This is a genomic window from Paenibacillus sp. Y412MC10, from assembly GCF_000024685.1.
In the GTDB taxonomy this organism is placed as follows: Bacteria; Bacillota; Bacilli; order Paenibacillales; family Paenibacillaceae; genus Paenibacillus_AQ; species Paenibacillus_AQ lautus_A.
On record NC_013406.1, the window covers coordinates 6455962 to 6482500 of the forward strand.

Genomic DNA, 26539 nt, shown 5'->3' on the forward strand with positions numbered 1-26539 from the left:
TCATGTTGAAGATGATGTATCGAAATCGCTATATGAAGTCAGGCTATGCATCGTCCAAGGCTTCCAAGGTTACGGGAGTTCTTCTATTCTTCCTTGGCCGAAGACACGACAGCCTCGGAAACCATCGCTTGATGCCGGCCTCCCTTGCTCTCATCCAGTTCCGCCCGGAGCTGATCGATCTCCTTCTGCATCGAACGGAGCGTATCGACAATCGGATCGGGCAGATTCGTGTGATCCAGCCGGTCGCGCACCCGCTCCCCGTTCTGTTTCACGACTTTGCCGGGATTGCCGACAACGGTGCTGTTCGGGGGTACGGGCCTTAATACGACCGCGTTGGATCCGATGTTACAGTTATCCCCAATCGTAAAAGAACCTAGCACTTTCGCTCCGGATCCGATGACCACGTTGTTGCCGATGGTCGGATGCCGCTTGCCTTTTTCCTTACCGGTTCCGCCAAGGGTCACCCCCTGGTAGATCACCACGTCGTCTCCAATCTCGCAGGTCTCTCCAATGACAACCCCCATGCCATGGTCGATGAACAGCCGACTCCCGATACGGGCGCCCGGATGAATCTCGATGCCTGTCATGAACCGGCTGATCTGAGATATGATCCGTGCCAGCGTATACCACCGCCGCTTAAATAATGCATGAGCCACCCGGTGCGCCCACAGGGCGTGAAGTCCCGAGTAGGTGAATACCACTTCAAAAAGTCCCCGGGCGGCCGGGTCATTCTCGAACACTGTCCGAATATCCGATTTCATCTGTTTAAACATGAACGCTCCCTCTTTCCCCTCTTCCAATCGCGCATGCAACTTGCTATCCATCGTTATTCCTGTAATAAAAAACGCCCCTGCAGCTTATCGCTGCAGAGGCGCTAGACCGCGGTTCCACTCTGCTTCGAACCGGCACAAGACTCCTCCCTTCGTCAGGGACGGATTCTACCGATTCTCTTCATGTCATTAACGGCAGACGACCGGCATGATCTAACGATTGCGTTCGCTTCAACCATGCAGCTCACAGGTGCATTTCCGCTGCAGGCGACGGGACAACTCTCAGCCGGCAGATTCAAGTGGTTCTTGTCTTCTGCCGATTGTCCTCTCTGGAACGTGCCTGTTTTACGCGTACTTCTCCTGATCGTAGCTTTTAAAACGTTTATATTTGTTGATCTAAGTCAGTGATTAATGAGCGCTTCGTTTGCGGATCCTTCTTCCGATCGCTGTTGCCCTCCGATTTCTTTAACGATATTAATTAGGTTGAAATCGGAAGGCAAAGGCGAACGCTTCGCTTCTCCAGAACGATTCCGCCTCCTCCGCTGGCCTTATAATCCATGAACCCTTAGATCAAAGAATATTTCACTTATAGTTTGGTGTAATTATAACTGATGATATACGGGCTGACAAGGAACGTTTATTGCGGATGCCGCCCGAGTTATGCGCCCTTGATCTGGGAACGCAAACGGTCAAGCACGCGGTCCCTGCCAAGCAGCCAGATCGTCTGGTTCAAGTCGCGGCCATGGGTTTGTCCCGTCAAGGCTACGCGGATCGGCATGAAGAGCTGTTTGCCCTTAAACCCGGTCTCCTTCTGCACTTCCTTGATCATGGCAGCGATCTTCTGCGCGTTAAACTCATCGGACTGTTCGATCTTCGCCAGGAATGCGGACAGTACGGCAGGCACCTGCTCGCCGCCCATCACTTCGATCCCCTCGGCATCCAGCTCCAGGTGCGTGCGGAAGAACACTTCCGACAGATCCACGATATCCGAAGCCGCCGTCATCTGCTCCTGATAGAGCGCCACGAGCGCGCGTGCCCATTCCTCTTGCTCGGCCGTAAGCTCGGACGGCAAACGGCTGGCTTTCTGCAAATGCGGAATGGCCAAATCGGCGATCCGGTCCGGATCCGCGTTCTTAATGTACGTGTTATTCATATGAGCCAGCTTGTTCGTGTCGAATACCGCCGGGCTCTTGGACAGGCGATGCTCATCGAAGATCGAGATCAGCTGCTCTTGGGAGAACACTTCCTCTTCCCCTTCCGGAGACCAGCCCAGCAGCGAGATGAAGTTGAACAGCGCTTCAGGCAAATAACCAAGCTGGTCATACTGCTCGATGAACTGGATGATCGATTCGTTGCGCTTGCTCAGCTTCTTGTGGTCCTCGCCCACGATCAGGGTCATATGCCCGAACTGAGGGGGCTCCCACCCGAAGGCTTCATAGATCATCAGCTGACGCGGCGTATTGGAGATATGATCCTCCCCGCGCAGCACATGGCTGATCTTCATGAGATGATCATCCAAAGCTACCGCGAAATTGTAGGTAGGAATGCCGTCTTTTTTGACGATGACGAAGTCGCCCGTCTCTTTGCTGTTAAACGAAATCGTGCCCTTCACCATATCGTCGAACGTGTAGACGCGGTCTTCCGGCACGCGGAAGCGGATGCTCGCCACGCGGCCTTCAGCCTCAAGCGCCTGGCGCTGCTCTTCGGTCAAATCGCGATGCTTCCCGGAATAGCGCGGCGTTTCGCCCCGAGCCATCTGCTCTTCCCGCTCCTGCTCCAGCTCTTCCTCCGTGCAGTAGCAGCGGTAAGCAAGCCCGCGATCCAGAAGGTCCTGCCAATATTCTTTATAAATATCAAGACGCTCGGTCTGGCGATAAGGTCCGTACTCGCCCCCGACATCCACGCTCTCGTCCCAATCCATGCCCAGCCACTTCAAGTACTTCAGCTGGCTCTGCTCGCCGCCTTCCACGTTGCGTTTCACATCCGTATCCTCGATGCGGATAATGAATTTCCCGTTGTTCTTGCGGGCGAATAAATAATTGAATAATGCCGTTCTGGCATTGCCGATATGTAAATGTCCCGTTGGACTCGGTGCATAGCGCACGCGGACTTCTCCGGTCATTGTAACCCCTCCGCTTCCCTATTCTACAAAGTTTCCCAGTTCAAAAACTCCCTTTTTGAACGCATACTTCAAGATGATAGCACACCTTTTACAAGGCAGACAACCGACTGGGCGGCGATTCCTTCGCCCCTGCCGGTAAACCCGAGCTGCTCGGTGGTGGTCGCCTTCACGTTCACCTGATCCACCTCGGCATCCAGCGCTTTGGCGATCACTTCCGCCATTTGCGGAATGTATGGCGCCATCTTCGGCTTCTGGGCAATAATCGTGGAATCGATGTTACCCAGTCTATACCCGCGTTCCTTCGCCATGACCCACACCTGCTCCAAAAGCTTCAGGCTGTCGGCGTCTTTAAAGGCAGGGTCGTTATCGGGAAAATGGCGTCCAATGTCGCCAAGCCCCAGCGCCCCCAGGATCGCATCCGTCACGGCATGCAGCAGCACGTCGGCGTCGGAGTGCCCAAGCAGACCTTTGTCATACGGAATCGTGACGCCTCCGATGATGCACGGCCTTCCTTCTACGAGCTGATGTACGTCAAACCCTTGTCCTACTCGAATCATTCCATGTCCTCTCCCTTACGTTTCTGTAAAAAAGCCGCATATTCCAGATCCTCCGGCGTGGTGATTTTGATGTTGCTGTATTTCCCCTCCACCACGGTGACCGGATGCCCTGCCCGCTCCATCAGCATGGCGTCGTCGGTACCGGCAAATCCCTCCTTCGCCGCAGCTTCATGCGCGGACAGCAGGTCGGAAAGACGAAAAGCCTGTGGGGTCTGGACGGCCCACAGACTTTGACGGTCCGGGGTACCTGTAATCAGCCCCTTACCGTTCACCTGCTTAATCGTATCCTTCACGGGAACCCCGAGTACCGAGGCGCCTTCGCGGATCGCCGCATCGCGGCAGGCTTCAATTTCCTCTTGCGTTACGAACGGCCTTACGCCGTCATGTATCATTACCCATTCTGAAGAGATTTGCTTGATGCCTTGATATACGGACTGTTGTCTCTCGCTTCCGCCAGGGATTACGGTCGATACCTTACCCAAACCGTATTCCTGCACCCAGGACTGGCAGCGAGGAACATCCTCCATCCCCGTTACAAGCACAATTTCCTGCAGCCATGGTATCCGGCTGAATGCTTCAAGCGTATGAACGATAATGGGCTTACCGTCCAGAACCAAGTACTGCTTGCTCTCCCGGGTGCCCATCCTCGTTCCTTTTCCCGCCGCTACGATGACGGCGCCGAAGTTACTCATCACACACCAAACTCCTGTCTCACCCAAAACGCCACAAAAGGACGAATACCGGATATGTATATCCCCATCATACCCCTTTACTGGGCTTTTTCCAACAGTTTTGGTTTCGCGAAGATCATCCGGCCCGCCGAGGTTTGCAGTACGCTGGTAACCAGCACCTCCATCATCGTGCCGATATACTCGCGTCCGCCCTCCACTACGATCATCGTGCCGTCATCCAGATATGCGACGCCCTGACCATGCTCTTTGCCGTCCTTGATAATCTGCACCAGAATTTCTTCCCCTGGCAGAACCACCGGCTTCACCGCGTTGGCCAGGTCGTTAATGTTCAACACCGACACGCCCTGCAGCTCGCAAACCTTGTTCAAGTTGAAATCATTCGTGACCACTTTGCCTTGAAGCACTTTGGCGAGTTTCACCAGCTTGCTGTCCACTTCGGATATCTCCTCAAAGTCGCCTTCGTAGATAAGCACCTTTACATCCAGTTCCTTCTGGATTTTGTTCAAGATATCAAGCCCGCGCCGGCCGCGATTTCGCTTTAAAAGATCCGAGGAATCCGCAATATGCTGAAGCTCCTCCAGAACGAATTCGGGAATGACAATCGTTCCTTCAATAAATCCGGTTTTGCAAATATCTGCGATCCTGCCATCAATAATGACGCTTGTATCCAGAATTTTATGTTCCTCCACGCGCCGGCCTTCCGGCTCGGCGGTTTGGCTCCACTTCCCCGACATCCATAGGGAAGCCAGCTCATCCTTCTTCTCCAATCCAATGCGCAAACCGATGTAGCCGCCGAGCAGCGTGATGCCAACCTGCAGCAGCTGCCCTGCTTGTCCGAGCAAGGATAACCCCGGTGAGAGCAATAAAGACAGCAGCAAACCGCTTAACAATCCCGCCGTTCCCGCAGCCAGCTCATTCATCGGGATCCGGGAGAACGAAGAGATCAGGCTGTGCAGCCATCTCGTTACCCGATCCGCCGACAGCACGCCGATCATGCCAAACAATAATCCTCCAAGCACCGCGAAGGCTCCGCTTCCCGCTGCAAATATTCCTTGTCCAAACATAGGCGAGAGCCCTGAGAAAGACCGTTCCATTGTATGATATAACGTATACCCGCCCCATGCTCCGCATAATACCGTAAATGCTAAGATAGCTTTTTTTAACATGAGCTTCCGCACACCTCCTTTTTATACCTGATAATCTTGGCTTCTATTTCCAGTATGGTCCAATTTGCAAAGTCGTAATCGTGCCGATTGAAGTTTTTCTTATAAAGTTTCCGGATGCGATGACCTGCCTGTTTTTACCTACACCCATCAGGCTTTGACGTGTACGGACATCGACCTCACAACTGGAATTGACCACCTTTACACGCCTGAAACTGGTTGAAATCGGCTGAAGTAGTGGAATATAATGAACTCAATTCATAATATCGAGGTGGATGTATAAATGAGCGCTCCTAGTTTACAGGCTTTTCAGGACCAAGTTTCCGAATTGTTGCTCCGTCACCGCAGTCTCTTGGATGTTCTGTCTAAAAATGGTCAAAGCAATGCTTCAGTCAACCGGGCCGTCACCAAGGCCATCACAGAATGCGGATGCATCGAGCTCCACGCCACGAAGCAAACCTTCGATATCGGCGCTGATCTCGAATCAGCCCGGGAATTGGCAGGCACGCATGTCGAAGGCCATCTGTGCGAGAATTGCCGCGAAGCGGTAAGCACCGAGCTTGGCCGCAACCTATTTTATATGTCTGCCCTTGCGAATCTTCTGGACATTCAACTGGATGAGGTTGTTGTCAAGGAGTCGCAGAAATGCTCCACATTGGGTCTCTTCAACCTGTCGTAAAGCCGCTTACATACCGAAACGGACCTTAACGGCAAGGTGCTCCATGCATACAAAAAAAGCATTTATCTCGCTGCTCCTGGCAGGGAAATAAATGCTTTTTATTTGGATATATGTCCTTGCATCCGTTTACCGGTCCGAAGACTGATAGGCTTCATCGGAATTGCGGTCATCTTTTTTGCGACGGTTTTTACGGTTAAGCCTACGGAAATTCTGCTTCAATCCGTAACCAGCATACAACACCAAAGGCACGAAGATCAGCATGGAAGTCTGCTCCGGAAAGAACACGGCTACCATCACGGCGCCAATGATGACCAAAGGCGTAAATTTAATCGCTGTTTTCGGAATGCCAATCTTTTTGAAATTCGGGTACTTGACTGAGCTAACCATAAGGTAAGAAAGCAATAATACGGCAAAAATCATATAAGGTGCTGTAATCTCTTCATGGAACAACGCCAGGGTGGCGAGCACGCCTCCCGCTGCGGGGATCGGCAGGCCGATAAAATATCCCGGGATGCCCGGACGAACATTGAATCTTGCAAGCCGCAGTGCGCCGCACATCGGAAATATGGCGGTCACTGTCCAAGCCAATGCGGTATTAATATCCGTAAACGCTACGGTATACATAATAAGTGCCGGTGCTACGCCAAATGAAATCACATCGGACAAGGAGTCAAGTTCCTTGCCGAATTCGCTTTGGGCATTCAATGCCCGAGCTACCCGACCATCCAGTCCGTCAAGGAGCATGGCAATGATAATCATAATGGCAGCCATACTCGTTCGACCTTCCGTCGCCAAGATGATACCAATCATTCCGAGAAACAGATTACCTAAAGTAAACATGTTCGGAATTGATTTCGTCATTTTTATATTCACCTCGTTCATGTACGTTCGAACATCGATTGTAGGCCTTTTAGATTTGTCTGTCAATGAATACTTGTTCCTGCAAGCGTTTCAAGCCTTCTTTGATGGTGCGTGCCCGAACCTCACCGATCCCGTCTACTTCATCCAGCTCATGGATGGAAGCGGTCATAATGCTGGATAAGTCATGGAACTGGTCCACCAGGTTGCGGATGATCACATTCGGAAGGCGCGGGATTTTGTTCAAAATCCGGTAACCTCGCGGCAGTATTTCTTCCTCCGAAGCAGCGGCGGAAGCCGGGTATCCAAGAAGCCGTACGATATGATGAATGTCCAGCAGCTCCTCATCCGTTGAACGCTTGAGCGCGAGAATGATCTCGCGGATCTTCTCCTCGCTGTACTCCCGGGCATAGTCTGCATATAGCAGCCAAGCCTCTTCCTCCATATTGCTCACAAGCTCATCCATCTGCATGCTGATCAGTCGGCCTTCGTTGCCGAGCTCGTTGATGTAGCGTTTAATTTCCTTCTTGATGCGGAGCACCATCTCCACCCGCTGAATGACGTTCACGACTTCCGGGATGGTGACCAGCTCTTCGAATTCGGATGCCGAGAGGTTGGTCAGCGATTGGTTAAGCACCACGCGGTATCGCTCCAGCGTCTGTATGGCCTGATTCGCCTTGGTTAAGATGACGCCGATTTCCTTCAATGCATACCGCAGCGAGCCTTGGTACAGCGTAATAATGTTGCGGCGCTGCGAGATCGACACAACCAGCTTGCCCGTCTGCTTCGCCACCCGCTCCGCCGTTCTGTGCCGTATCCCTGTCTCGATGGAAGAGATCGAGGAATCCGGGATCAGCTGGGTATTCGCATATAAGATTCGTTTTAAGTCTTCACTCAAGATGATGGCGCCGTCCATCTTAGCGAGCTCGTATAAATAGTTTGGCGAAAAATCGCAGTTAATGGAGAAGCCGCCGTCGACAACTTCCATTACCTCCGGGCTGTAGCCTACAACGATCAGGGCGCCCGTCTTCGCCCGCAGCACGTTCTCCAGTCCGTCGCGAAACGGCGTTCCCGGTGCTACCAGCTTTAGCAAATCATTCATTTTGTCCAGTTGGCTCGTTTCTTTCACCTTCGTATGCCCCCTAATCTAACGCAACCGCTAATGCATCTGCAACGGTGTTGACTCCGATAATTTGTATTCCTTTCGGATGCTTCCATCCCTTCAAACTCTTCTCCGGCATGAGAACGCGCTTAAAACCCAGCTTCTCGGCTTCTCTTACCCTCTGCTCCGCTCTTGAAACGGCGCGAACCTCGCCGGTCAGCCCCACCTCGCCAAAAATAACGTCATACGGCTTGGTCGGTATGTCGCGGAAGCTGGATGCGATACTGACCGCTATGGCCAGATCCACCGCAGGTTCATCGAGCTTCACGCCGCCCGCTACGTTCAGGTAGGCGTCTTGGGTTTGCAGGTACATCCCCATCCGTTTCTCCAGCACGGCAATGATCAGGTTCATGCGGTGATGGTCCACCCCTGTGCCCATCCGGCGCGGTGACGGGAAGTGCGTCGTGGAGATGAGCGCCTGCAGCTCTACCAGAACCGGGCGCGTACCCTCCATGCTTGCAACTACGGTCGAACCCGCTACGCCCAAAGGCCGTTCAGATAAAAAGAGCTCCGATGGATTCCCGACTTCCCGAAGCCCATCCTCACCCATCTCAAAAATGCCAATCTCATTCGTCGAACCGAAACGATTCTTCACCGCGCGAAGCAAGCGGTAAGTATGATGACGCTCTCCTTCAAAATAAAGCACACAATCCACCATGTGCTCCAGCATCCTTGGACCTGCAATGGCGCCTTCTTTTGTCACATGTCCGACAAGGACGGTCGCAATGCCTTTCACCTTCGCCAGCCGCATAAAGCGGGCCGTGCATTCCCGAACCTGGGATACGCTGCCCGGCGCGCTGGTTACCTCAGGCAAGTACACCGTCTGAATGGAGTCGATGACAACGAAGCCAGGCTGTACGTTCTCAATGGCTTCCTCGATCGATTCCAGATTGGTTTCGCAGAGGACAAACAGCTCCGGGGACAGCGCCCCGAGCCGGTCAGCGCGCAGTTTGGTCTGGCGCACGGATTCCTCACCGGAAATGTACAGAACGCGAATGCCGTTCTGGGCCAGTCGGTTGGAGGCTTGAAGCAGGAGCGTGGATTTCCCGATGCCGGGATCGCCGCCGACTAGCACGAGCGAGCCCGGGACCAGCCCGCCCCCGAGCACCCGGTTCAATTCCGCAATGCCCGTCTGGATTCTGGGTTCTTTACCGCTTTCTATATTTATGATCGAAAGGGGTTTTTCTTTACTATGAAAAAGAGGGGAATTCATCCCCTGGGTCTTGATTACCGTCTCGGTCTCCTCTACCATGGAATTCCATGATTGGCAGCCCGGACATTTTCCGAACCATTTGGGCGCTTCATAGCCGCATTCGGTACAGAAAAATTTCGTCTTAGTTTTTGCCATGTGAGTCTCCTTTATGTCGCGCATCATTTGTCGGATTCCGTAAAACCCTGCAAATTCAGGCATTACTCAAAGTTTACCATTTCTTATAATTCAACGTAAAGGTTAATTGGAAACTTTACGCGGGATGAGATGGAATTGTTTCAAATTTGAAGGAGCAGGTGGTGAACATGCGTTAATTGCTGCTGAAAAACCGCGTCCGCTTCGCTGCCGGATCTTTCTTACGATCGCTGTTAAAACCAGGAAACTGGAACAAAATCAAAGTGGTTTCCCGGTTTTAAAGGCGACCGCTGGCGCTTCTTCAGAACGATTCATCCTCTCCGCTGGGTTGATACATGAGGGATCTGTTTTCGTAATATGCCATTCATCTTATATAACTTCTAAGCATCCATGTATCTGCCCCATACAAAGCCTTCATCTTCCGTTAACATTTAAATCAAAAAACCCGCCGGATGTAACTCCGGCGGGGCTGTATACCATTCTTATTCCGTTTCGGCCGATGCGGCCGTTACACCTTCACTTTTGTTCACAACCAGTTCGCCGTTCGCTTCATCGATGACAAGCGAGTCGCCCTTGGTCACATTGCCTTTCAGCAGTTCCTCGGAAAGGCGATCCTCGATGTGCTTCTGGATAGCCCGGCGCAGCGGACGGGCACCGAAGGCCGGATCGTATCCTTCCTTCGCTATGAAGGCCTTCGCCTTGTCCGTGAGTTCGAAATGCACCTCGAATTCTTTCAGGCGTTTACGCAGCTCGTCGGACATCAGCGTCACGATTTCGGCAATGTGTTTCTCTTCCAGAGAGTGGAACACGATGATCTCGTCGATCCGGTTCAAGAACTCCGGACGGAAGCTCTTCTTGAGCTCATCCATCACTTTGCCTTTCATGTTGTTATAATCGCGGCCTGCATCCGTCACGGCGGTAAATCCAAGCGTGGAGTTCTTCTTGATCGCCTCTGCCCCGACGTTGGAAGTCAGGATGATCAGGGTATTCCGGAAATCCACCACGCGGCCCTTCGAATCGGTCAGGCGTCCGTCTTCCAGCACTTGAAGCAGGATATTGAATACTTCAGGGTGGGCCTTCTCGATTTCATCGAGGAGGACAACGGAATACGGCTTGCGGCGTACTTTCTCGGTCAACTGACCGCCTTCCTCGTAGCCGACATATCCCGGAGGCGCTCCGACGAGACGCGACGTGGAATGCTTCTCCATGTACTCGGACATGTCGATCCGCACGACTGCATTCTCATCCCCGAACATGGCCTCGGCAAGAGCACGTGCCAGCTCGGTTTTACCTACCCCGGTAGGACCCAGGAAGATGAAGGAGCCCATTGGGCGCTTCGGATCCTTCAGTCCTGCGCGTGCCCGGCGAACCGCACGGCTGACGGCTTTGACGGCTTCCTCTTGACCGATTACGCGGCTGTGAAGAATTTCTTCCAGATTCAGAAGACGCTCGGTCTCTTCTTCCTTCAGTTTATTGACGGGAATACCGGTCCAGTTGGCGACAACGTCGGCAATGTCCTCCGGCGTTACCTCGGAATCGGTACGTCCTTGTTTTTCTTTCCATTGATTCTTCGTGACCTCGAGCTCTTCGCGAAGCTTCTGCTCCGTATCGCGCAGCGCTGCCGCTTTCTCGAATTCCTGGCTTTGGACGGCCGCGTCTTTCTCCTTGCGGATGTCCTCCAGATGCGCTTCCTGATCTTTCAGATTTGGCGGTATGGTATACGTATGAAGACGAACTTTCGAACCGGCCTCGTCAATCAGGTCAATCGCTTTATCCGGCAGGAAGCGGTCCGTAATGTAGCGGTCGGACAATTTCACGGCCTGTTCAATCGCTTCGTCGGTAATTTTCACGCGGTGATGCGCTTCGTAACGGTCACGCAGTCCATACAGGATCTGAATGGCTTCCTCCGGCGACGGTTGATCCACCGTAATCGGCTGGAAGCGGCGCTCGAGTGCAGCGTCTTTTTCAATGTATTTGCGGTATTCGTCCAGCGTGGTTGCCCCGATGCACTGAAGCTCTCCGCGTGCCAATGAAGGCTTAAGGATGTTGGAAGCGTCGATGGCTCCTTCTGCTCCGCCTGCGCCGATCAAGGTATGCAGCTCATCGATGAACAGAATGATGTTGCCGGCTTGACGAATCTCATCCATGATTTTTTTCAGGCGGTCCTCAAACTCGCCGCGGTATTTCGTGCCCGCTACGACTGAGCCCATATCCAGCGTCATTACGCGTTTGTCGCGCAGCGTTTCCGGTATTTCATTGTTAATGATGCGCTGTGCCAAGCCTTCCGCGATCGCCGTCTTACCGACCCCCGGTTCACCGATCAGTACCGGGTTGTTCTTCGTCCGGCGGCTAAGCACCTGAATCACGCGCTCGATTTCTTTGCTGCGGCCGATGACCGGATCCAGATTGCCTTCCTTGGCAATGGCGGTCAGATCCCGAGCGAGACTGTCCAGTGTAGGCGTGCTCACGTTCTGCGGCGTGCCGTGATGGCTTGACACCGCCTCGCTGCTGCCCAGCAGCTGCAGCACCTGTTGACGGGCTTTGTTCAGGCTGATGCCCAGGTTGTTCAGCACGCGTGCCGCAACCCCTTCGCCCTCGCGAATCAACCCCAGCAGAATATGCTCGGTTCCCACATAGGTATGGCCAAGCTTACGGGCTTCGTCCATGGAGAGCTCAATCACTTTTTTCGCTCTAGGCGTGTAAGCAATGTTGGTTGGCTGCTCCTGTCCGCGTCCGATTAATGTCTCCACTTCGTCCTGGATTTTCTCAAGACCAAGTCCAAGTCCGATCAGCGCTTTGGCTGCAATGCCGTCTCCCTCACGAATAAGTCCAAGCAGGATATGTTCTGTGCCGATATTGTTGTGACCCAGGCGTACCGCTTCTTCCTGAGCCAATGCAAGCACCTTTTGTGCGCGTTCCGTAAATCTGCCAAACATCATAGTATTGCACCTCCACGTTTCAATTAATATATTGAACCTCGCGGATTTCGGTGTATCGCCAGCTAAGACGTTTATACCGTCATCCAACTGTAAAGCGAGAAATAATAACTAACAACTTCTTAACGGTTGCCCAATGTCTCCCGAATGAGCTTAGCCCTGTACATATCGCGTTCGGAAGGATTCATGCCCTCTCCATAGGTCTTCTGGAGAAATCCCGGCTGCGTCTTCACGTTCAGCTCGTTCATGACCGGAATTTCCGGCCCTTCCAGCAGGCCGAGATCCACGCCTAGCCGAACATCGGACAAGCGCTGAGCCGCTTCCTTGGAATCCATGACCGCTGCATAGGACAGGATGCCGTATGAACGCATGACCCGGTCCGTAATACGGAGCTTGGATTCACTGAGGAGCCGCGCCCTGGCATTCTTCTCATGCTCGATGATTTGCAGCGCTACGCTGTGCAGATTCTCGATGATCTCCGACTCGGTTTGCCCGAGCGTAATCTGATTCGAGATTTGAAACAGGTTGCCTAAAGCTTCGCTGCCCTCGCCGTAAATTCCTCTAACGGTCAAGCCTACCTGCGATACGGCCGAGAGAATCCGATTGATCTGCTGCGTCATGACGAGCGCGGGCAGATGCATCATGACCGAAGCGCGAAGGCCGGTGCCGACATTGGTCGGACAGCTCGTTAGGTAACCCCGTTTGTCATCAAAAGCATAATCGATCTCGGATTCGAAGATATCATCCAGCGCCGTCGCGCGGCTCCATGCCTCCCGAACCTGGAATCCGGGATACAGACACTGTATGCGCAGGTGATCCTCTTCGTTGATCATAATGCTGACGGATTCATCTTCGGTAAGGATGACGGCACCGTTCCGGGATTCATTAGCCAGATTGGGACTGATCAGATGCTTCTCGACGAGAACCTTCTTATCCAGCTCATCAATCTCACTTAATTTAATTACATGCAAATGCCCGAAATCCTGCAAATCCTCCTTATCCTTTAACACATGGGTCAGGCGCTCTAGCACTTCTCCCGACTGCTGATCCGTTGCAAGCAGCGGGAAAGGAAGATGCTGCAGGTTGCGCGCCACCCTCACGCGGGTGCTGATGACAATGTCGGAATCCTGACCGTTCCCGCGCATCCACTCGCTCAGCGCCGAATCGGTAAACCGGAGATTAGACATCACGCATTCCTCCTACTAAAGTGCAAAATGTAACGATCTTATCCCTGAGCAATGTTACGCTCCAGCTCACGGATTTGGTCCCGGATCTCGGCAGCCGCTTCAAATTCCTCCTGCAGGATCCTCATTTGAAGCTCCTTTTTAAGCTCATCGATCCGGCGTTTGATCTGAATCCGGCCGCCGGTACGCTTCGGCACTTTGCCCACATGGGAAGTTCCCCCATGGACTCGCTTGAACAACGGATCCAATCGATCCGAGAAATATTTATAACACGAGCTGCAGCCGAACCGGCCAAGCTTGCTGAACTGGGAATACGTCATGCCGCATTCCTCGCATTGCAGCGTCTGGGCCGTTTTCGCACCGGGGGTCTGGCCCTTGCCTGAAGGATCCAGATCCAGCAGGCCTGACAGCAAACTGTGTATAGAAAAACCATTCGACGTACCGGGGATCAATTCCCCTTTTTCGCGGGCACAAGTTTCACAAAAATGAAACTCCGTTTTCTCCCCGTTCACAATTTTGGTGAAATGAAGTGTCGCCGGCCGTTTACCGCATTCTTGGCATAACATACTCCGATGCCTCCTTACACAGACTCACTTACCTAATAAAGAAATAAGCATCGCCTTCATAATCCTTGCGCGCAGCTCATCCCGATAAGGAAGCTTCACATTCAGGCATTCCCTTGAAACGGCGGCCCGCATCAGGCTGGCCTCCCGCTTTGTCAAAAACCGGGATTCCTCCAGCTGGTAGATCAAGCCTTCCGCTACCGTCTGGTCAATCATGCTGCCGATGGTATGATGAAGGTGCTGCTGGAGTGCAGTATGCTGGGGAAGCTCGATACGCTGGATGCGTATGTATCCGCCTCCGCCGCGCTTGCTCTCGACAAGAAAGCCCTTCTCCAGCGTGAACCGAGTGCTGATCACGTAATTGATCTGGGAAGGAACGCAAGAAAATTGCTCCGCCAAATCGTTGCGTTGAATTTCGACGGTTCCTTCCGGACTTTCTTGCAAAATGCTCTTCAGGTATTGTTCGATAATATCAGAGATATTACGCATGGTCTGTTCATCCTCCACTGTTTGAAACGTTAAGACGGATAGTGATCTTACACGTCCGCACAGAGCCTTGCTTATACGTTGATTAACCATAATCAAAATCAGCGAACCCTCTCGTTGACTTTGACTTTCTTTGACTTTGATCTCATTATAGCACATTTTTTCATTTTGCCAAGAGGGTACTTCTCAAATGTTCGCGCTATGCATGTATTCTTATTGTACCCACTTCTTCGATCGCTTATAGCCCTTCTCCGAAGAACAATTCAACCGAAGGAATAAAAAAAGAAGCAGCCACCGTACCGGATTAAAACCAGTCTCTCTTGGCCACTTCTTCCTGTTGTTTCTGTATCTTAAGCATCATAACTGATCAAATAATGCTGCAGCTCCGTATTGTAATACCCGATGCTGTATTCAATGATGCTGCCCGTCTGGTCGTAGGAGGATCTCAACCGCTTCAGTAACGGGGTCCCGGCGCTTACGCCCAGCAGTGAGGCAATCTCCTCATTAGCCACGGTCGCCAGGAAACGGTCCCGGAAATTCTCCAGCGTGATTTGACTCTCCTCGATACGTTCATACAAGGACGGCAGTTCGCTTGAATCGAACTCCTCCCCCATGTCCACCAGGGACGATACGTAATGGGTGTAGTAGATAAACGGGCTCCCGTCCAGCAAATACAGCCGCTCGATCAGCAGGCACCGCTCACCGAATTTCAGGAACAATTCGCTGTCCGGTTCATTGTGCACCCATTCCGTCTTCAGATGGCGCTTCCGGATCTGGTGGCCCTCTTCAACCAAAATCTCGGTAAACAGCTTCCCCTTGGACAGCTTGGAAAAGGACGTGTTCCGGGTCACGATCGTCCCCACACCGCTCCGCTTCTCAACATACCCTTCCTGGTACAATTCCTGGATCGCATTGCGAACCGTCATTTTGCTGACGTTAAATTCCTGTTCCAGCTGCGGCTCGGAAGGAATATGGGAACCAAGTGGATATACCCCATGCAGAATCCGATCTTTAATGATCTTCTTGATTTGCAAGTATAATGGACCGTTCTTCCGCGTGATCGACATGCTTCCTCCTACCTTTCCACGTCAGACATATGATGACTCATCGCCTGAAGCACTTCGCGTTCGTTTGCCGTCGGCGTATCTCCCGTCACGGTATGGGCAAGCATCGCCGCCGCTGCGGCAAAATCAACCGTCCGGCCCGGCTCATATCCCTCCGAGATCCCATGAATCACACCGCTGGCATAGGCATCGCCCGCCCCGATGCGGTCATGGACGGAGAACGTCAACGTTTGGGAAAAATGAAACGCTCCATCCGTGTAAAGATAGCCTTGCAGGGAATGGGTATTGTCCCCGTTGATCTTGCGGTGGGTACCCGACGCAACCGTAATATTATACTTCGCCGCCACCTTCGGAATCAACTCCTGCAGCTGTTCGTGCTGATCCTCCCGGGTTGTTTCCATGCCAAGGATATGGATGGCATCCTTCTCGTTCATGAAGACGATATCCGCCAAAGACAGCATTTCCTCGTAGTGCGGCTTGGCAAAATCGTAGCGGTCCGCTCCCCATAAGGAAGGACGGTAGTTGCAGTCGAACACAACCGTTCCGCCGCTTTGCTTGACCTTGCGAGCCAAGACCTTCATCTGGCCCCGCACGGTGTCGTTCATGGAAAGGGTGATGCCGCAAAAATGGATCATGTCGATCTTTTCGGCAATCGCATCGAAATCGTACATGGCATCCTCCGCCGTATTAAAGCTGCTGCCCAGGCGATCCGTATAGGTCACACGACCGGGTCTGACGCCAAACCCATTCTCCAGGAAGTACATGCCGACATATTTGCCCCCGCGGCTAATGAGCGAAGTGCCGATCCCAAGCTTGCGCAGATATGAGATCGCCGCTTCGCCAAGCGGGTTGTCGGGAAGCGTGCTGACGAGGTACCCGGCATGTCCGAACCTTGCCACGGCCGACGCGATGTTGACGCCCGTCCCGGAAAAGGAATAGTTCAGGTGGCTCTCTTGTGCCAAGGAAGCGTACCCCGGTACTTGAAGACGCATCATCACTTCGCCAAATGCAGCGATCGTCTTAGGCATATTGATCAACCAGCGCTTTTAACTTAAGGTGCAGCTCTTGCACGTCGCTAATGATCGTATCCCCGCTGGCCGAGTCGATGATCGAGGAGTATACGTGAGGGATGACCTGCTGTACTCCTGCCTCGAACGCAATGCGCACGATGGCTTCAAAATTCTCTTTATCGATCCCGCCCGTCGGCTCTAACGCGAATCCTTCCTCCGCGCATGCCTTCGCTACCGCACGATACTCCTCTTCCAGCTTCAAGCCCTGCATCGGGAAATACTTCAGTGCGTTGCCGCCCATATCGCGTACAAGCGCGATTGCCGATTTTACGGGGACGACGGCTTTGTCCGATCCGGCAGCGCTCACCGGTCCCGTAGATATGTTTACGTAGCCCACTTGTCCCGAAGGGGACACGAGGCTGTTGATCCAGCTTTCTTCGACGCCCAGGTTGGCACGGGTTGCACCGACCGCCGGAAACACCTGATTGATGTGCGTGCCCGGGTAGCTCTTCACGATCTCCGCGACCACTGCCGCTTGACGGTTATCGCCGGCGCCCAAGCCGATGGATACCGCATCCTCGATGACGGCCCCGTACTCCTTCATCGCGATGACGGCTTCCTGCGCATTCGGGTAATTTTTCGACAATACGCCGACCAGAACATGCCCTTCCGAAGCTTCGAATATTTCCTTCGCATTCTGAATGCTGCCTGCAAGAACGTTTAATGCCGCGCGGTTTCTGTAGAGACGTTTCTCCATGTTTGCCATCTTAGTTTCCCCCTGCAATCTGCTGTATTCTCGTTATAATGACTTGCAAATCATCGCCGGAAAGCGAGCGAGGATCGATATCAAAATACCCCTGGCGTACGCCGTAATCCCGGGTATACACCGCAATGTCGCCTTCGCGCAACTGATCGTTCATGGATTTGGCGCTTACCCCGGCCGCCTCCTCATTGACCTTCACGCGTCCCCGGAAGATCGCTCTTCCCGCTTCGTCCTGCACGATCGTAACCTCAATGCCCGGCAATTTCGATAAGGACTTCATTTCCTCGAGTGCCGCCTTCTCCAACTCACTCTTATCTTCCTTCACCATATACTCATCCAGCGCCTGAAGCAATCCAAACGTCGTTTCCTTGCCGACCTTCATGCTCCGCCCAATGCCATGCAGCTGCGCCTTCACCCACTCCACGTATTGGCGCTTGCCGCCTACTATACCGGAGGTCGGACCCTCGATTGCCTTAGAACCGCTGTAAATAGCCAGATCTCCGTACTTCACATACTTCTGGATATCCTCCTCGGCAGCGGCATCCACGATCAGCGGTATTCCATGTGCCTGGGCCACTTCTGCCGCTTCTTCCACCGAAATCATGTTTTTCTGCACGCAGTGATGGGATTTCACGTATAAAATGGCAGCGGTCCGTTCATTTATCGCCTCTGCGATATGCTCCTTACGCCCTTCGTTGGCGTACCCTACCTCTACGACCTTGCCGCCTCCGAGATACACCATCGTTTCGACGGGAGCTCCATACTGCACATTATGCCCCTTGAACATGATGATTTCGTTCTTCGCAATCGGCTCCTGATGCAGTCGGTCACTGCGTCTGCGATTGCCCTCGGTGACGATTCCAGCTACGGATAGAGCGATGCCGCTGGAAGCGGAGTTGACAACAACCGCCGCTTCGGAACCGAGAATGCGCGCCATGTAATCGCCTGCTTTATCTACCAGATCCGCGATTTCCACGTAACTCTGCCCACCGATCCGCATGGCTTCCATGACGGTATCCGTCGGTGCCGACACGCCAAGAATGCTCATGCGCCCGCTGGCGTTCACCACGCGTTTCAACCCGTATTTAGCATGTAATGAATGATCCATTGACTACCACTCCTTTGGCTTCGATATATCGGTCAGCGATTCGGGTCTCCCCTTCGGAATCGGTCAAACTCATCGGTCCCTGCCGCACCGCGAACAGGGTAAGGTGGGCAGCGTCGCCGACTTGAATTCGGCCCAGCTCCGGACGGCCCAGCCATGCGGCTGCATGGTCCGTTACCGCAGCGACCACTTCCTGCAAGCCGTATCCTAGATACAGAAACTTACTCATGACATTGGCCAGGCTGTACACCGGACCATGGATGCGATTGCCGCGATAAATATCGGTGCTGATCGTATCCGGCTTAATCCCTTGTGCTTTTGCATACTCCGCCACCAGGAACGAGAAGCTCGCCGTACCATGGCCGACATCCAGATGAACGCCGCGGGCAATCGCTTCGGTCAGGGCAGGAATCGGCTTCCCGTCCGAATCGAATAAATTGTTGGCCTTCCCGTTCAAATAATGAGTGATTATGTCGTCCTTCTGAAGCAGCTCCAGCACTTCCTCAATCGGAGGAGGTCCTGATCCGATATGAACCATCAGCGGCAGGGACGTTTTCCCGGACAGTTTCCTTGCGAGTCGAAGCGGCTCTACGCCATTGTCCTTCACTACGCTTTTGCTGATTCTTGCCTTGAGCCCGATGATCAGGTCAGGATACGTCAAGACCGCTTTTGCTGCCTTCTCGGGATCGATCCATTCCAAACTGGAAAGCTCGTCGATCCGCTGAAGTCCAATATGGGAAATATTCAAAAAAGCAAACACGTTTGTCTTGGCCTTGGCAACCTCGGCTGCCAATTCTCCAATCGTATCCGAGCCGCAGCTTCCTGCATCGATAATCGTGGCGACGCCTTGCTGAACGCCGATCTCGTCGATGGCATCGCCGTAGGGCTCCAGCTTGGCGACCGCATGGACGTGCATATCGATCCAACCGCTGGACACATATAATCCCGTACCGTCAAAACCGTTGTCACCCGATGCCGTATTCGCATCCGTTATTTCGGTAATGAACCCGTTCTCCATGACAATGTCAAAAGGCTTCTCATTATGCACCGTCTGTACGTTGCGCAAAACAAAACGCTGTTCCAATATCTTCATCGTTTCACCCCTTCAGCCTTGCCGGACCAGCCTTATATCTTCTTCGTGCCACAGATTTGCATTGCTTTGTCTAAATACTATGGTTATAGCATAGCACAGAAAGCACTGAACGTGAATATAACGTTATAATGTTTAAATCATATTTCAAATTTTATCCGCTATCTCTTGCCTATAAATCGGAGTCCTTGAATGGTTGCGCCATAATGCTAAGGTTCTAGTTCTGTGTTCCTAGCGGGAGTTCCTTCTCGCTTCATACCAAAAAAAACTGCCTTGGATAGGCAGTTTCTTTGGTCCGTTTATCGTATTAAATCCTCATATTCCTTGATGTTAAACCTCAACCTTCCGATCAACGAGATACACCGTGGCATAGAGGATCAAGGCCGCCACAATGACCTCAAAAACAAATGCCCCCCAAGCTAACGTATACTGTGCGGCAGATACGGTAAAATCCGCCTCATTCTCGAAGGAAATGGTCGCCATCGGTCCGACCCATGCTGCTTCTTCTCCGAAGAACAGCTGGCTGATCCAGGACAGGACATTATGCAATACAAAGAACACCAGAATGCCGATCCATACGCTGCCTTTCTTCGTGATGCTGTTGGCCACGGCAATGGCAAAAAATATCGTAATCATCAGGAAGATGAATTTCCATGCCGTCAGCAGGGCGAGGCCAACATAATACATAACAGGATAATCGGAAAAACGGATCATCTCCCATGGGATGCCGGCAGCGTTCCAATAGTACCACAAATGCAGCGCCATCAGTAGACACAGCGCCAGTAAACTCGCGCACGCCAGAATGAGGGAGGAAACCACGCTCCAGACGGAACGGACGGGGAGCAGACGCCGGTGATATGCCTTGATGTTATAGTCGAAGGTCTTGCTGGCAACAACCAGCAGCAAGACGCTCACCGAGCCATAGGCCAGCATGCTTAAACCCAAACTCAATCCTAGCTCCCAATCCCTTATCGAACCTGTCACCGTGATCGCGATCTGCACGATAAGAAGAATCGCAAAAGCGCCGAGCAGCGTGGTCGAGCTTCTCTTCCAGTCGTATTTCAGCAGTCTCATCATTCCGCATACACCTCTTTAAACATCTCATCCACGCTTTTTCCGTGTTTTAGGCGGATGTTCTCCACTTCGTCATGCATGGCAACCTCGCCGTTGCGAATGAAGATCACTTCATCAAATATCCGTTCGATGTCCCGGACCAGATGGGTCGAAACCATGATGCTGCTGTCCTCGTTGTAGAATTCAACGATGGCATCCAAAATTTTTCCACGGGCTACGGGATCCACCCCGCCGATGGGTTCATCCAGCATATACAGCTTCGCTTCGCGGGACAATGCGAGCGTTAACTGCAGGCGCTCATTCATCCCTTTGGACAGGGAGCTGATGCGATCATTGGTCTTTAAATTCATGAAGTCCAGCATTCTGTTTGCCTTCTCTACATTAAAATCCTCATAAAAATCCTTGAAGTACGCCACCGCATCCGAGACCTTCATCCAGGATTCCGTCATTGGCCGGTCCGGCATGAAGGACACGCTGGCTTTGGTCTCCAGCCCCACGGGTTTGCCGTTCACGTAAACGGCACCTGCCGTGGGCTGGATCAAACCGGCTGCAATCTTCATCAGCGTGCTCTTGCCGCTGCCGTTGGTACCCAGCAAGCCGATGATTTTGCCTCTGCTGATATCCAGATTGACATCATGCAGCGCTCTGCGTTTACCGGCATACGTTTTGGTCACGCTTCGTACCTGTAACAGATTTTCCACCATGGTCTCACCTCCGCTTTTTGGATCATGGCTGCTTCACAGCATCTTCCACGATCGTAATGATATCCTGATCTTTAAAGCCGAGCTCCTGCATGCCGCGTATAAACCGTTCCAGCAGATCGCCGGCCATTTCTTTTTTGATTTCCATGATTTTCGATTCCTCGCTTGTTACGTATCGGCCCAATCCCCGCCGCGTCTCCACAATACCCTCACGCTCCAATTCCTGAAAAGTTCGCTGCACCGTGTTTGGATTTATTTGAAGCTCACTCGCTAATTCTCGAACCGATGGGATTTTATCACCGGGCAAAAGTTTGCCGATGATGATTTCTTTCTTCAGATACGTCATGATCTGTAAATAGATCGGCAGATTATTGTCAAATTCGATACTCACTGTCGGGTTGCTCCTTTCCGCCGCTCTACCTCGAACTCAGGCTCCTTATGCGACATCCCGTTTTTTAAACGTAACAAAGCCTGCCGCAAGAAACAAGAGGAGATATACAGCGAGCACAATAATTGAGAACGTTAAGCTCATGCCTGGTACCGGGGAGCTTGCGCCTCCGCTGTAGAGGGAAAGATCCACATTCAGGAACAGCAGGTACTTGGACCAGGAATAACGTGCAAGCAGTTGGACCACCATGCTTTCCATAATGACCATGAACATGCCGATACCGATTGCAGGACCGGTGGATCTCGTTAGAATGCCTACCATAAAGGTTAGCGTTACATAAACGATCGTATACACCAGGTTGTTCACCGCTCCAATGAGCACATCGCCAAGCGTAACGGAGCCGACATCCATGCCGAACGTAATTTGACCTGTCAGCACGGCTACAGCAAACATGAAGGCCACCAGTGTTAAGATGTAGATCAATACGGCCACATATTTCGATGCCAAAATTTTGGTGCGGCTCTGTGCACGTATAAGCAGCAATTTGATGGTTCCCATGCTGTGTTCCTTCGCTACAGCTCCTGCCGTAACAACAATGGCAAGCAGGGTCAGCACTTGCCCCATTCCCTTGGTGGTTACAGCGATCTGGGCAAATTCATAGCCGGTGCTGCCGCCATCAGAAAATTTATAGAGCAAGAACGCCGTGAAGATTACCATCCCAGCCAAAAGCACATATGGCAAGAAGAAGCTGCGTTTCTTAAACATTTTGAGCCATTCGTTCCAGACGAGATTTCCAAAGCTACGCAATGCGGTTGCCTCCTGTCCATTTCAAGAATTCTTCTTCAAGCGACGACTTCATCTCTTCCACCCGGTAAATCCGTACGCGTGCATCGCACAGTGACTGGATCAGCGTAGGTATATCCTCTTCGTGAAGTTGAAGGGTGATCATCCCCTCCTCCTCTGAGGAGTTGATTAGAATGATGTCTTTGAGATGTTGAACCGTTTGTTCCGCCATGGCTGTATCATTTACGCGGAGACTTACCGTCGTTAAATCTTCATTCACGACCGTCCCCCCGATTGAGCGCTCAGTGACGAACTTGCCTTCCTGGATGACAACCACGCGGCTGCACATCAGCTCCATCTCCGACAGCAGATGGCTGGATACGAGAATGGCAATCCCCTCATCTCTGGCGATTTGTTTCAAATAATCCCGCATCTCGCGAATACCGGCAGGATCCAGGCCGTTAGTTGGCTCGTCAAGAATGAGGATGGATGGATTGTGGAGCAGAGCCTGTGCGATTCCTAATCGTTGGCGCATACCAAGGGAATAAGCACGAACCTTCTTGTGGATGGCGTCTTGCAGCCCGACAAGCTTGACAACCTCCATGATTCTTGTGATCGTCACTCCCTCGGACATCCGCTGGTACTGTCTCAAGTTGTCATAACCGCTCATGTACGGGTAAAATTCCGGATTCTCGATGATGCCCCCGATATGGCGAACGGCTTGAACGAAGTCCTTCTTGATGCTGTGCCCCTTTACCAGTACATCGCCTTGGCTCATATCGATCAACCCTACAATCATTCGAATGGTTGTTGTTTTGCCCGCGCCGTTCGGTCCAAGCAAACCAACGATTTCGCCACGATGAATGTCAAAGGATAGGTTATCGACGATGTTCTTCTTACCTATCGTCTTGGTGACCTGATTGACGGTAAGCACGATGGGCCCTTTCTTGTCATCTTTCCTATTCATGGAGGCCGATCCGCTAATTCCATCAATTAATTCCCCCGAGGCATTCTCTATATTCGTTGTTACGTCATTTGAATCATTTCCGACCATTTGTTGGTTCCACTCCTTTTTGTATCGGTGTTATAGTTAAATAGTACACTAGTGGTTTGGTTCTGTAAAGCCTAATTTTTCAGTGTGGAAATTTGGAGTTCACATACAGTTTGAGATATACGTGAGGTATGGCAGGAGGTACAGTATTGTGGTACTAAAGATCAGCAGCTCTATCCAGAAAGTTCCAGCACAAACTTGTGCGATCAGGGAACTGCACCCTGTTATGGTGATATGAGGCAATTGCGAAAATGCGAGAGGATGAATCTTGGCGAACAAAAAAAGACGACCCTGGAGGATCGTCTTTTAGGACAGTATAGAAAACGGAGTTCACCGATACGGTTTCCTATAGGAAAAGACCGCTATCGATTACTCGATAACGGTCTTTATGGTTGTTCGCTTGGCGACGTCCTACTCTCCCGGGACCCTTCGGTCCAAGTACCATCGGCGCTGGAAGGCTTAACGGTCGTGTTCGGTATGGGAACGCGTGGAACCCTTCCGCCATCGCCACCAAACGGTTCAGATGTTTGATCACCTGAAAACTAGATACGAAACGAATTTGCACTTTGAAATATTTTTGGATAAGCCCTCGACCGATTAGTATTGGTCAGCTCCATGCATTGCTGCACTTCCACCTCCAACCTATCTACCTCGTCGTCTTCAAGGGGTCTTACTGATTGGGAAATCTCATCTTGAGGGGGGCTTCACGCTTAGATGCTTTCAGCGCTTATCCCGTCCGTACGTAGCTACCCAGCCATGCTCCTGGCGGAACAACTGGTGCACCAGCGGTACGTCCATCCCGGTCCTCTCGTACTAAGGACAGCTCCTCTCAAATTTCCTACGCCCACGACAGATAGGGACCGAACTGTCTCACGACGTTCTGAACCCAGCTCGCGTACCGCTTTAATGGGCGAACAGCCCAACCCTTGGGACCTACTTCAGCCCCAGGATGCGATGAGCCGACATCGAGGTGCCAAACCTCCCCGTCGATGTGGACTCTTGGGGGAGATAAGCCTGTTATCCCCAGGGTAGCTTTTATCCGTTGAGCGATGGCCCTTCCATGCGGTACCACCGGATCACTAAGCCCGACTTTCGTCCCTGCTCGACTTGTAGGTCTCGCAGTCAAGCTCCCTTATGCCTTTGCACTCTTCGAATGATTTCCAACCATTCTGAGGGAACCTTGGGGCGCCTCCGTTACTCTTTAGGAGGCGACCGCCCCAGTCAAACTGCCCGCCTGACACTGTCCCCGTACCGGATTACGGTACCAGGTTAGAACCTAGATACGATCAGGGTGGTATCCCAACGTCGCCTCCACACAAGCTGGCGCTCATGCTTCTTAGGCTCCCACCTATCCTGTACAGATCGTACCCAAATCCAATATCAAGCTGCAGTAAAGCTCCATGGGGTCTTTCCGTCTTGTCGCGGGTAACCTGCATCTTCACAGGTATTAAAATTTCACCGGATCTCTCGTTGAGACAGCGCCCAAGTCGTTACGCCATTCGTGCGGGTCAGAATTTACCTGACAAGGAATTTCGCTACCTTAGGACCGTTATAGTTACGGCCGCCGTTTACTGGGGCTTCGGTTCACAGCTTCGGATTGCTCCTAACCGCTCCCCTTAACCTTCCAGCACCGGGCAGGCGTCAGCCCGTATACTTCGCCTTACGGCTTCGCACAGACCTGTGTTTTTGCTAAACAGTCGCTTGGGCCTTTTCACTGCGGCCCCCTCGGGCTATTCACCCTACCGAGGCACCCCTTCTCCCGAAGTTACGGGGTCATTTTGCCGAGTTCCTTAACGAGAGTTCTTCCGCGCGCCTTAGAATTCTCTTCTCGCCTACCTGTGTCGGTTTGCGGTACGGGCACCTTCACCTGACTAGAGGCTTTTCTTGGCAGTGTGAGATCATGACCTTCGCTACTGTAATTTTCACTCCCCATCACAGCCCAGCCTTACGATGTGCGGATTTGCCTACACATCAGCCTCACTGCTTGGACGGACATCCATCAGTCCGCGTCACTACCCTCCTGCGTCACCCCATCGTTCATAACGGTTTACGGTGGTACAGGAATTTCAACCTGTTGTCCTTCGATTACGCCTTTCGGCCTCACCTTAGGTCCCGACTTACCCTGAGCGGACGAGCCTTCCTCAGGAAACCTTGGGCTTTCGGCGGATCAGATTCTCACTGATCTTTTCGTTACTCATACCGGCATTCTCACTTGTATGCTGTCCAGCGCTCCTTACGGTACACCTTCAACCTACATACAACGCTCCCCTACCCCTGATGCAAAGCATCAAGCCATAGCTTCGGTGGTGTGTTTAGCCCCGTTACATTTTCGGCGCAGAGTCACTCGACCAGTGAGCTATTACGCACTCTTTAAATGGTGGCTGCTTCTAAGCCAACATCCTGGTTGTCTGTGCAACTCCACATCCTTTCCCACTTAACACACACTTGGGGACCTTAGCTGATGGTCTGGGCTGTTTCCCTTTTGACAATGGATCTTAGCACTCACTGTCTGACTCCCGGATATAAGTCTATGGCATTCGGAGTTTGACTGAGCTTGGTAACCCTTGCGGGCCCCGCACCCAATCAGTGCTCTACCTCCACGACTCTTCATTCCGAGGCTAGCCCTAAAGCTATTTCGGGGAGAACCAGCTATCTCCGAGTTCGATTGGAATTTCTCCGCTACCCCCACCTCATCCCCGCATTTTTCAACATACGTGGGTTCGGGCCTCCAGTGCGTGTTACCGCACCTTCACCCTGGACAGGGGTAGATCACACGGTTTCGGGTCTACGTCCACATACTAATGTCGCCCTATTCAGACTCGCTTTCGCTGCGGCTACGGCTTCTCGCCTTAACCTTGCATGGGAACGTAACTCGCCGGTTCATTCTACAAAAGGCACGCCATCACCCATAGATCGGGCTCTGACTTCTTGTAAGCACACGGTTTCAGGTTCTATTTCACTCCCCTTCCGGGGTGCTTTTCACCTTTCCCTCA

Annotated in this window: 23 protein-coding genes and 2 rRNA genes (1 of these 25 cut by a window edge); 1 reads left to right on the top strand and 24 read right to left on the bottom strand. The window is 52.3% G+C overall.

The genetic code is table 11. The annotated features are described in order from the left end of the window. Positions 1–83: 83 nt before the first annotated feature. From cysE to GYMC10_RS28665, 5 genes are all read right to left on the bottom strand, one after another. Positions 84–773 carry a serine O-acetyltransferase gene (gene cysE, locus GYMC10_RS28645; RefSeq protein ID WP_015737633.1) on the bottom strand — a complete coding sequence of 230 codons (690 nt, stop codon included), beginning with the start codon at positions 771–773 and terminating at the stop codon, positions 84–86. A 655-nt stretch (positions 774–1428) separates the two neighbouring features. Beyond that, positions 1429–2892 (bottom strand): glutamate--tRNA ligase, encoded by a 1464-nt coding sequence (gene gltX / locus GYMC10_RS28650; protein WP_009591965.1) that lies wholly within the window; start codon positions 2890–2892, stop codon positions 1429–1431. 68 nt (positions 2893–2960) lie between these two features. Continuing rightward, the gene (gene ispF / locus GYMC10_RS28655; RefSeq protein WP_015737634.1) at positions 2961–3449 is read right to left on the bottom strand and encodes a 2-C-methyl-D-erythritol 2,4-cyclodiphosphate synthase; all 489 of its coding nucleotides are present in this window, start codon (positions 3447–3449) and stop codon (positions 2961–2963) included. After that, positions 3446–4141, bottom strand: coding sequence for a 2-C-methyl-D-erythritol 4-phosphate cytidylyltransferase (gene ispD, locus GYMC10_RS28660; RefSeq protein WP_015737635.1), 696 nt, complete (start codon positions 4139–4141; stop codon positions 3446–3448). Before ispD ends, ispF begins: the two co-directional genes overlap by 4 nt. Positions 4142–4218: 77 nt before the next feature. Beyond that, positions 4219–5307, bottom strand: a complete 1089-nt coding sequence (locus GYMC10_RS28665) for a PIN/TRAM domain-containing protein (protein WP_015737636.1) — start codon at positions 5305–5307, stop codon at positions 4219–4221. 280 nt (positions 5308–5587) lie between these two features. Between GYMC10_RS28665 and GYMC10_RS28670 the strand changes: the two genes are divergently transcribed. Beyond that, positions 5588–5983 carry a hypothetical protein gene (locus GYMC10_RS28670; RefSeq protein ID WP_009594665.1) on the top strand — a complete coding sequence of 132 codons (396 nt, stop codon included), beginning with the start codon at positions 5588–5590 and terminating at the stop codon, positions 5981–5983. Positions 5984–6109: 126 nt separating this feature from the next. Here GYMC10_RS28670 and pssA read toward each other — a convergent pair whose 3' ends face one another. From pssA to GYMC10_RS28765, 19 genes are all read right to left on the bottom strand, one after another. Next, on the bottom strand, positions 6110–6844 hold the full coding sequence (gene pssA / locus GYMC10_RS28675) for a CDP-diacylglycerol--serine O-phosphatidyltransferase (protein WP_228468840.1): 735 nt from the start codon (positions 6842–6844) through the stop codon (positions 6110–6112). A 49-nt stretch (positions 6845–6893) separates the two neighbouring features. After that, positions 6894–7970 carry a DNA integrity scanning diadenylate cyclase DisA gene (disA, locus tag GYMC10_RS28680; protein ID WP_009594677.1) on the bottom strand — a complete coding sequence of 359 codons (1077 nt, stop codon included), beginning with the start codon at positions 7968–7970 and terminating at the stop codon, positions 6894–6896. 13 nt (positions 7971–7983) lie between these two features. Beyond that, complete coding sequence (gene radA / locus GYMC10_RS28685) at positions 7984–9351, bottom strand: DNA repair protein RadA (protein ID WP_009594669.1); 1368 nt, start codon at positions 9349–9351, stop codon at positions 7984–7986. A 479-nt stretch (positions 9352–9830) separates the two neighbouring features. Further along, the gene (gene clpC, locus GYMC10_RS28690; RefSeq protein WP_015737638.1) at positions 9831–12287 is read right to left on the bottom strand and encodes an ATP-dependent protease ATP-binding subunit ClpC; all 2457 of its coding nucleotides are present in this window, start codon (positions 12285–12287) and stop codon (positions 9831–9833) included. A 119-nt stretch (positions 12288–12406) separates the two neighbouring features. After that, a complete protein-coding gene (locus tag GYMC10_RS28695; protein WP_009594672.1) occupies positions 12407–13471 on the bottom strand; it encodes a protein arginine kinase in 1065 nt (354 codons plus the stop codon). A 38-nt stretch (positions 13472–13509) separates the two neighbouring features. After that, positions 13510–14034 carry a hypothetical protein gene (locus tag GYMC10_RS28700; RefSeq protein ID WP_009594667.1) on the bottom strand — a complete coding sequence of 175 codons (525 nt, stop codon included), beginning with the start codon at positions 14032–14034 and terminating at the stop codon, positions 13510–13512. Between the two features lie 24 nt (positions 14035–14058). Further along, the gene (locus GYMC10_RS28705; protein WP_009594675.1) at positions 14059–14520 is read right to left on the bottom strand and encodes a CtsR family transcriptional regulator; all 462 of its coding nucleotides are present in this window, start codon (positions 14518–14520) and stop codon (positions 14059–14061) included. A gap of 347 nt (positions 14521–14867) precedes the next feature. Further along, on the bottom strand, positions 14868–15584 hold the full coding sequence (locus tag GYMC10_RS28710) for a GntR family transcriptional regulator (protein ID WP_015737639.1): 717 nt from the start codon (positions 15582–15584) through the stop codon (positions 14868–14870). An 8-nt stretch (positions 15585–15592) separates the two neighbouring features. Continuing rightward, positions 15593–16609 (bottom strand): sugar kinase, encoded by a 1017-nt coding sequence (locus GYMC10_RS28715; protein ID WP_015737640.1) that lies wholly within the window; start codon positions 16607–16609, stop codon positions 15593–15595. Then, a complete protein-coding gene (gene dagF / locus GYMC10_RS28720) occupies positions 16602–17357 on the bottom strand; it encodes a 2-dehydro-3-deoxy-phosphogluconate aldolase (protein WP_015737641.1) in 756 nt (251 codons plus the stop codon). Before dagF ends, GYMC10_RS28715 begins: the two co-directional genes overlap by 8 nt. A gap of 1 nt (position 17358) precedes the next feature. Further along, the gene (locus GYMC10_RS28725; RefSeq protein ID WP_015737642.1) at positions 17359–18462 is read right to left on the bottom strand and encodes a DgaE family pyridoxal phosphate-dependent ammonia lyase; all 1104 of its coding nucleotides are present in this window, start codon (positions 18460–18462) and stop codon (positions 17359–17361) included. Next, entirely contained in the window at positions 18440–19543 is a 1104-nt protein-coding gene (locus GYMC10_RS28730) for an amidohydrolase/deacetylase family metallohydrolase (protein WP_186326561.1), read from the bottom strand. Before GYMC10_RS28730 ends, GYMC10_RS28725 begins: the two co-directional genes overlap by 23 nt. A 336-nt stretch (positions 19544–19879) precedes the next feature. Continuing rightward, complete coding sequence (locus GYMC10_RS28735) at positions 19880–20626, bottom strand: hypothetical protein (RefSeq protein ID WP_015737644.1); 747 nt, start codon at positions 20624–20626, stop codon at positions 19880–19882. Further along, positions 20623–21327: an ABC transporter ATP-binding protein gene (locus tag GYMC10_RS28740; protein WP_015737645.1), complete on the bottom strand. Its 705-nt coding sequence runs from the start codon at positions 21325–21327 to the stop codon at positions 20623–20625. Before GYMC10_RS28740 ends, GYMC10_RS28735 begins: the two co-directional genes overlap by 4 nt. 22 nt (positions 21328–21349) lie before the next feature. Next, a complete protein-coding gene (locus GYMC10_RS28745) occupies positions 21350–21715 on the bottom strand; it encodes a GntR family transcriptional regulator (RefSeq protein WP_009594678.1) in 366 nt (121 codons plus the stop codon). 45 nt (positions 21716–21760) lie between these two features. Then, complete coding sequence (locus tag GYMC10_RS28750) at positions 21761–22519, bottom strand: ABC transporter permease (RefSeq protein WP_015737646.1); 759 nt, start codon at positions 22517–22519, stop codon at positions 21761–21763. Continuing rightward, a complete protein-coding gene (locus tag GYMC10_RS28755) occupies positions 22512–23462 on the bottom strand; it encodes an ABC transporter ATP-binding protein (protein ID WP_049788832.1) in 951 nt (316 codons plus the stop codon). Before GYMC10_RS28755 ends, GYMC10_RS28750 begins: the two co-directional genes overlap by 8 nt. A gap of 482 nt (positions 23463–23944) precedes the next feature. Further along, positions 23945–24061 (bottom strand): 5S ribosomal RNA (gene rrf, locus GYMC10_RS28760). A gap of 62 nt (positions 24062–24123) precedes the next feature. After that, positions 24124–26539: ribosomal RNA gene (locus GYMC10_RS28765) — 23S ribosomal RNA — on the bottom strand; it runs 511 nt beyond the window's last position.

Coding starts and splice junctions, on each gene's coding strand:
- GYMC10_RS28755 (WP_049788832.1), bottom strand. CDS start 23,462: ATGAATAGGAAAGATGACAAGAAAGGGCCCATCGTGCTTACCGTCAAT.
- GYMC10_RS28705 (WP_009594675.1), bottom strand. CDS start 14,520: ATGCGTAATATCTCTGATATTATCGAACAATACCTGAAGAGCATTTTG.
- cysE (WP_015737633.1), bottom strand. CDS start 773: ATGTTTAAACAGATGAAATCGGATATTCGGACAGTGTTCGAGAATGAC.
- GYMC10_RS28725 (WP_015737642.1), bottom strand. CDS start 18,462: ATGGATCATTCATTACATGCTAAATACGGGTTGAAACGCGTGGTGAAC.
- GYMC10_RS28670 (WP_009594665.1), top strand. CDS start 5,588: ATGAGCGCTCCTAGTTTACAGGCTTTTCAGGACCAAGTTTCCGAATTG.
- GYMC10_RS28695 (WP_009594672.1), bottom strand. CDS start 13,471: ATGTCTAATCTCCGGTTTACCGATTCGGCGCTGAGCGAGTGGATGCGC.
- GYMC10_RS28735 (WP_015737644.1), bottom strand. CDS start 20,626: ATGATGAGACTGCTGAAATACGACTGGAAGAGAAGCTCGACCACGCTG.
- gltX (WP_009591965.1), bottom strand. CDS start 2,892: ATGACCGGAGAAGTCCGCGTGCGCTATGCACCGAGTCCAACGGGACAT.
- radA (WP_009594669.1), bottom strand. CDS start 9,351: ATGGCAAAAACTAAGACGAAATTTTTCTGTACCGAATGCGGCTATGAA.
- dagF (WP_015737641.1), bottom strand. CDS start 17,357: ATGGCAAACATGGAGAAACGTCTCTACAGAAACCGCGCGGCATTAAAC.
- ispD (WP_015737635.1), bottom strand. CDS start 4,141: ATGAGTAACTTCGGCGCCGTCATCGTAGCGGCGGGAAAAGGAACGAGG.
- GYMC10_RS28740 (WP_015737645.1), bottom strand. CDS start 21,327: ATGGTGGAAAATCTGTTACAGGTACGAAGCGTGACCAAAACGTATGCC.
- ispF (WP_015737634.1), bottom strand. CDS start 3,449: ATGATTCGAGTAGGACAAGGGTTTGACGTACATCAGCTCGTAGAAGGA.
- GYMC10_RS28700 (WP_009594667.1), bottom strand. CDS start 14,034: ATGTTATGCCAAGAATGCGGTAAACGGCCGGCGACACTTCATTTCACC.
- GYMC10_RS28715 (WP_015737640.1), bottom strand. CDS start 16,609: ATGCCTAAGACGATCGCTGCATTTGGCGAAGTGATGATGCGTCTTCAA.
- pssA (WP_228468840.1), bottom strand. CDS start 6,844: ATGACGAAATCAATTCCGAACATGTTTACTTTAGGTAATCTGTTTCTC.
- GYMC10_RS28665 (WP_015737636.1), bottom strand. CDS start 5,307: ATGTTAAAAAAAGCTATCTTAGCATTTACGGTATTATGCGGAGCATGG.
- clpC (WP_015737638.1), bottom strand. CDS start 12,287: ATGATGTTTGGCAGATTTACGGAACGCGCACAAAAGGTGCTTGCATTG.
- GYMC10_RS28710 (WP_015737639.1), bottom strand. CDS start 15,584: ATGTCGATCACGCGGAAGAACGGTCCATTATACTTGCAAATCAAGAAG.